The organism is Klebsiella sp. CSG-1 (assembly GCF_056521145.1).
On sequence record NZ_JBWNLD010000047.1, the window covers coordinates 1 to 328 of the forward strand.

Genomic DNA, 328 nt, shown 5'->3' on the forward strand with positions numbered 1-328 from the left:
GGACCGCAGCGGGTACAGACTGTGCGGATGCGCTGAACGCGATGTTTGCGACTGCAATAGCGAACAATCTGGCCGTTGACTTTTCAGCTAAAACGTATAGCTCAAACCTTCTCGAGCGTGGCTATTATATTTCAAAAACAGTGGTGGCTACCGGTATTAACATCATCAAGGGAAACCCGGTTTTCCACGTCAAATCTTCAGTATTTAATAAGACCACCAGTAAATATGCACTACTACTCGGTGACCCGAACACGGATTTCAGCACCATCCAGAACGGACTGATTTTTTCAACTATCTCAGTCAGGGACCTGGATAAACGTGCCGGTAA

At 46.6% G+C, this 328-nt stretch carries 1 protein-coding gene; it reads left to right on the top strand.

The genetic code is table 11. From position 1 onward, the window contains the following. The coding region (locus AC007G_RS28350; RefSeq protein ID WP_479466766.1) for a hypothetical protein at positions 1–328 on the top strand (328 nt) is incomplete at both ends.